This is a genomic window from Shigella sp. FC1967, assembly GCF_001743005.1.
Classification (GTDB): Bacteria; Pseudomonadota; Gammaproteobacteria; order Enterobacterales; family Enterobacteriaceae; genus Proteus.
On sequence record NZ_MIIZ01000630.1, the window covers coordinates 1 to 6088 of the forward strand.

Consider the following 6088-nt stretch of genomic DNA (forward strand, 5'->3'; position numbering starts at 1 on the left):
ATTTTGATAAGGCGATAATAAAACAAAAGTAGATAATAGGCTTAGAAAACACGCTGACGATATCTATTGATAGGTTTTTCTAAAAAGGACCTTTAAAAAATAAATAACGCGCCCGCCCCAATTAAAAGAAAACCAATAAAGTGATTTAATGTAAAATTTTCACCTAAGTAAGTGACAGAAAAAATAGCGAAAATGGTTAATGTAATCACTTCTTGTATGGTTTTTAATTCTGCTGCACTGTAGTAATTATGACCAATGCGATTTGCGGGTACGGCAAAACAGTATTCAACGAATGCGATTAGCCAGCTTAAAATAATGACAATAATAAGGGGTTTATTGCCATATTTTAGATGTCCATACCAAGCAAAATGTCATAAAAAACGTTGGAAATTATGAGAAGAATAATAGGGGTGAATTTATAGAACATATCGGTGATACCAGTGGTCGTTTTTAGGCAAAAATTGCCAATAAGAGTGGTATGAGATTACTGCAAAAAAAGCGGGTTTTCTATCGCTACGTTAAGAAAAAAAGAGTGAAAATTGAAATGGTGAATTTTTTTCAATATACGAAAGTTTGTTATTTTATCAATTGAAAGAAAAATTAAAGTAGTAAATGACTATTTTAAAGATCCTTGGTGGATTTTTAATCTATTGATATTGTGTGAAATAATGTTTACTTGATAAAAATAAGCAAAATATTTTTAAATCAAAAAATATTAATTATGTTTTCTTCTTATTATTATTTGATTGAAATTTAAAATTATCAAGTCAGATACGATATATCCTAAAATGAAGTTATTCGCACTAATAGATGTGATATTCGTTATTTTATACATTATGTTGAACATAAAATCTTATTATAAAATATCTATAAGGAGTTGGTGTGAAGATAAGTCTATTTTTGATCTCTTGTAGCTTACTTACAGTTAGCTTTTATTCTTCGGCACAAGGTAAATACGATCCTTTAGCCAAATGTTATGAAGTGACCGCAAACGAACCAAGAACAGCAGTGCAAGCCTGTTTATTGGATGAGTTAAAACTGGCAGAACAGCAAATGAATGTCATTTATGACAAAAGTAAGAGTGATCTTGAAGATACGGATTCTGTTGCAGCAAAAAGTGCCATTGATGCATTAGCGAGTTCTCAACAGCATTTTATTCAATTTAGAAGTGCTGAATGTCAACGACAATCTGCACTATTAATGGGAGGAACGGGGGCAGGCGATGTTTTACTCGCATGTGAAATAAAATTAAATCAATGGAGAGCAAAAATATTATTGAATAACTAATTGGTTAATAATAGAGAAAAACCCAAAAGCCATTAACTTATCTTTTGGGTTTGATTTAGGCATTGATGATTAACTCTGACTGTGCGCTATTTTGTTATCGTTTTAACGTCGTTTTATCTTGAATTAGCAATCTTCAATAATCAAATAAGCCGCATGAACAGGGCCATGAACCCCCCATACTTTAATCAATTCAATATCAGCAGTAGAACTTGCACCACCAATTAAATTGATACAAGACGCATTCTCATTCCTTCTTGAGCCATTTTATGTAAACGCTCAGCAATTTGAGCCACACGAGGCAAAATATCACTTTTACGTAGGATAACAATTGAGGTTTCAGGTAATAAACTCACGGCACGCCCTTTCTCTGGAGACGAAAATAGAACGATCCCACCAGATTCTGTTAAGCCGGCTTCAGCAAAAACAATCCCGATTTGAGAGCGTTCAGCATGAATTATATTTTCATGACCAAGAGCGGGATCCCAAACATAAGTTTCGTATTTTTCGCTAACGGCTTTTGTGACGCCAAGTGCATTTAAACGCTCATCACCACTTATTACCACCGAGCCTTTACAATCATAACTTTCACATAGCTCAATTAGGCTATTAATAACTTCATCAGGTTTGCTAACAACACATTTCACCATTTGAGTTTGTGCAAAGTCAGTGAACGCGTTGCATAATTCATCTTGAGTCAAGTTAGTTAAGCGTGTTTTTGCTAAATCATTCACAGGTGCAGGTTGTGGTTGTGGCTTATGCGCAATAGGACGCCCTAATTTTTCGGCAATAGTTTGCAGAAATTCATTACGATTTTGTTCGTTTAACATATTATTTTTTCCCTTCTGCTTTATGGCGTTTAAACCAACTACGGAAGCTATAACCATCCGGTTTAGGAAGATCACGTGATCTCATCCAATCGTTAAGAACACTGATTTTGATTGGTGTAGAACCATTTTTGATCATTAATCCCGCCATTTTCGCACCAACATTCATACCTACTTTCCAAAGGGCAGGATGTGAGTTGATATAATTAAACATACCGGTGACTCGACGTTCTGCTTTTGGTGTAAGGCCTGTTTCTGCCATGACTCGGCGATGCTTTAAAATCAGTTGTGCTAAAGGAATTTTGACTGGGCAAACCACATTACAAGCATTACATAGTGAACATGCATAAGGAAGATCGTGGAAATCTTTATAACCGCCTAATAGCGGAGAAATTACTGCACCGATTGGGCCTGGATAAATTGAGCCATAAGCATGCCCCCCAATATTACGATAAGCAGGGCACGTATTAAGGCAAGCACCACAGCGAATACAACGCAAAATATCTTTAAATTGTGACCCTAAAATTTCAGAACGGCCATTGTCTACAATCACCAAATGGAACTCTTCTGGGCCGTCAGCATTGCCTGCTTCACGTGGGCCAGTCACCCAAGTGTTATAACTGGTTAAACGTGAGCCAACGGCGCTACGACATAACATGGTGATCAACGGATCAACTTCTTCAAAGGTGGGTGCCACTCGTTCCATACCCATAACTGCTATATGGGTTTTAGGTAATGTTGTAGTCATCCGTGCATTACCTTCATTGGTGACTAAACAGACAGTACCTGTCTCAGCTACGGCAAAGTTACAGCCAGTAACACCAATATCAGCAGAAAGGAAGTCTTGTCTGATACGTTGTCTAATGAAAAGTGTCATATCTTCAGGCGTTTCACTGCCTTCATAATTGAGTTTTTCATTTAAGACTTTGCGAATTTGATAACGGTCTTTGTGGATCGCCGGAACCACAATATGAGACGGCGGATCGTTATCTAATTGAAGAATATATTCACCCAGATCAGTTTCGATGATCTCAATACCTTCATTTTGTAAGGCTTTATTCATCCCTATTTCTTCGGTGACCATTGATTTAGATTTTACAATCTTCTTCGCGTTTTTCTTTTTGGCAACGTCACAAATATAACGAGAGGCGTCTTCTGCTGTTTTAGCAAAATAAACATGGCCTCCGTTTTCAGTCACTTTTTCAGATAATTGATAGAGATAAGCATCTAAGTTTTCGAGAACATGGTTACGGATTTGTTCAGCGCGATCGCGCCATTCTTCCCAATTACCCAGTTCCTTTACCATGATTTGACGGTTAGCCCCTATGCGTTCTTGCGCCATAACAACCGCATTACGCATGATTGTGTCTTTCATTTCATGTTCTAGACGAGGTCTGAAATCGATATCACTGGTTTTGATAGACATAAGCAGGCTCCCTTATTGGCTCATTAAAACTTGTGCAATATGCAACACTTTTACAGGGCGCTTTTCACGACTTAAACGACCTTGAATGTTGATTAAGCAGCTTGTATCGGCACCAATGACATAATCAGGGCTTACCTCCATAATATGTTTTACTTTTTCAGTTACCATCTCGCCTGAAATTTCAGACATCTTCACGGAGAAAGTTCCCCCAAAGCCACAGCAGGTTTCTGAGTTTGCAAAAGGCAAAATTTCAAGGCCTTCAACATGTTTTAACAGTGTTAAAGGCTCACTAACGACACCTAATTTTCGGGTTAAACTGCAAGATGGATGATAAACCGCTTTACCCGGTAGGCGAGCACCTACATCAACAACACCAAGGGTGTTAACAATAAAACTGGTTAAATCAATAAGGCGATCGGCAACACCTTGTGCCCGTAATGCCCATTGTGGTTCATCTGCAAGATACGTTGGATAACCTTTAATGGCATAAGTACAGGAGCCAGCGGGTGAAATTATGGGATAGTCGTTTACTTCCAATGTTTCAATTAACGATTTCATGGCCGGTTTTGCGTTATTAACATAACCGCTATTAAGCGCTGGCTGACCACAGCAACCTTGACGTTCTTGAAATAAGACTTCACAGCCTAATTTTTCAAGTAACAAGACGGTGTCTCGGGCTGAATCTGCTTTCAGCACATCACCAAGACAAGTCGCATAAAAATTAACTTTCATTAATCGAACTCCAAAACATCGCTCAGATGTTGTCATTTTTACTAAAGATAAAATTCTTTTATTGCTTCGTTATAGGAGGAAAAGAGAGTGGAGTGAACACGCTCCCTTTTCCTTATTAATTAGTTCATTAGATGATAAATAATGCCGATCTTCGCCCCAAGAATAACGATATAGGCGATACAGTATTTTAAGGTTTCACGCATAATGGCACTGCTTTGACCATCCATTTTTGTCGCTGAAACAGCAATGGCGATACTTTGTGGTGAAATCATTTTACCGCCTGTTGCGCCAGAGGTATTAGCCGCAGCGAGAATGAATGGATCAATATTAAGTTTAGCTGCGGCACTGGTTTGTAGCTTACCAAACAGTACGTTAGAGTTGGTGTCACTACCGGTTACGAAGGTTCCTAATGCACCGATTACTGGTGCAATAAAGATAAATCCTGCACCTGTGAAATCGACTAAGGTTTCAGCGATACTGCCAATCATGCCACTGAAATCCATGACGGTTGCCATCGCTACGATTGCTGTGATAGCGATAATGGAGTTTTTCAGTTGGATAGTTGTTTTAACTAGCACAGAGATAAGTGTTGAAACGCTTGCACCTTGAATGGTGCCCCCGACAAAGCTGGCGAGTATAATTAATACCCCCGGTGTACTTAACCAAGCAATGGTTTGATATTCCGTTTGTGTGTCACTTAATACAAATGGGATCTTAGTGGATATCGCACCCGCCATGCTTTGGATCGTAGGGAATAAAGGTGAGCACGCTAAAATAAAGATAAAGGTAAACAGATAAATAGAGCTTGCGACTAACAACTCTTTACCCGTATGTTTTTTTACACTTTTTTGTTTACCACCGCTGTTTTTCATGCGTTTAGCAAGAAAAATCACTACAATTAAGCTGACTAAGCTACCTGCAAACGCGGGTAATTCAGCACCTAAATTAGCCGCAACGATATATTGAGGGATCAGTGTGCTGATACCACACATTAAGGTAATAAATCCGACACCTTTAATTGCTTTAATTCCGCCACCAGCAATGGCAACGATGACAAAAGGCAATACGATATTAAATAATCCCAATTGAATAATAATCGTTTTACTCAACACTAATACATCAAGCCCAGTGTTTTGCGCCAAAATCGAAACAGGAATACCGACTGCGCCAAAAGCAGTAGGGACTGTATTGGCTACCAAAGAGGCAACGGCTGCTTTAAAAGGATCAAATCCAAGTGCAATTAAAATGCCGATAGGAATGGCAACCGCAGTACCATAACCCGCAACCGCTTCAAGAAAGCCACCAAAACACCATGAGATAAGCAGAACTTGCACACGCTTATCATCACTTATGCCAGCGAGTACATCTTTAAGTACATCCATGCCGCCTGTTTTTAGCATTAAGTTATAACTATAAATAGCAGCCAGAATAACGATAATGATTGGCCACAATCCTTTAACTGCACCATAAAGGATAGAGACTGAAGCAAATTGAATGGTGTTGTTCCAATGGAAAATAGCAAGCGCAACAGTTATCACTAAAGATACAAGCACGGCATGGTGAACGGCTGATTTCATTTTTAAGATCATAAAAATCAACACGGCTAAAGGCACAATGCCTAATAAGAATGAGAGATAGTCTGACATGATTATTTTTATCCTTAAGTTTGCAATTTTTATCGTTTATAACTGCGTTGGCAAACCTATAAGTTGGTCATTATATAATTGTGTAGGGTACTAGGTTTTATTAATGCTCTACTTTGCTGAAACGATAAATCATAAATAAAAAAGATAGTTACTAACCTAAACAATGAAAATAT

At 38.1% G+C, this 6088-nt stretch carries 4 protein-coding genes and 2 pseudogenes; 1 reads left to right on the top strand and 5 read right to left on the bottom strand.

Going from position 1 to position 6088, the window contains the following annotated elements:
* Window positions 1–79: 79 nt before the first annotated feature.
* A pseudogene (locus BHE89_RS07950) lies at window positions 80–427 on the bottom strand (DMT family protein).
* A gap of 455 nt (window positions 428–882) precedes the next feature.
* Between BHE89_RS07950 and umoC the strand changes: the two are divergent.
* Window positions 883–1287, top strand: coding sequence for a lysozyme inhibitor LprI family protein (gene umoC / locus BHE89_RS07955; protein ID WP_069367774.1), 405 nt, complete (start codon window positions 883–885; stop codon window positions 1285–1287).
* A gap of 123 nt (window positions 1288–1410) precedes the next feature.
* Here the strand turns inward: umoC and BHE89_RS07960 are convergent.
* From BHE89_RS07960 to BHE89_RS07975, 4 genes and pseudogenes are all read right to left on the bottom strand, one after another.
* Window positions 1411–2114 (bottom strand): annotated as a pseudogene (locus BHE89_RS07960) (LutC/YkgG family protein).
* A 1-nt stretch (window position 2115) separates the two neighbouring features.
* Window positions 2116–3537, bottom strand: coding sequence for a LutB/LldF family L-lactate oxidation iron-sulfur protein (locus BHE89_RS07965; protein ID WP_069367776.1), 1422 nt, complete (start codon window positions 3535–3537; stop codon window positions 2116–2118).
* Between the two features lie 12 nt (window positions 3538–3549).
* Entirely contained in the window at window positions 3550–4269 is a 720-nt protein-coding gene (locus BHE89_RS07970; RefSeq protein WP_069367777.1) for a (Fe-S)-binding protein, read from the bottom strand.
* A gap of 119 nt (window positions 4270–4388) precedes the next feature.
* Window positions 4389–5915, bottom strand: coding sequence for an L-lactate permease (locus BHE89_RS07975; protein WP_069367778.1), 1527 nt, complete (start codon window positions 5913–5915; stop codon window positions 4389–4391).
* Between the last annotated feature and the right edge of the window lie 173 nt (window positions 5916–6088).

Coding starts and splice junctions, on each gene's coding strand:
- BHE89_RS07965 (WP_069367776.1), bottom strand. CDS start 3,537: ATGTCTATCAAAACCAGTGATATCGATTTCAGACCTCGTCTAGAACAT.
- BHE89_RS07970 (WP_069367777.1), bottom strand. CDS start 4,269: ATGAAAGTTAATTTTTATGCGACTTGTCTTGGTGATGTGCTGAAAGCA.
- BHE89_RS07975 (WP_069367778.1), bottom strand. CDS start 5,915: ATGTCAGACTATCTCTCATTCTTATTAGGCATTGTGCCTTTAGCCGTG.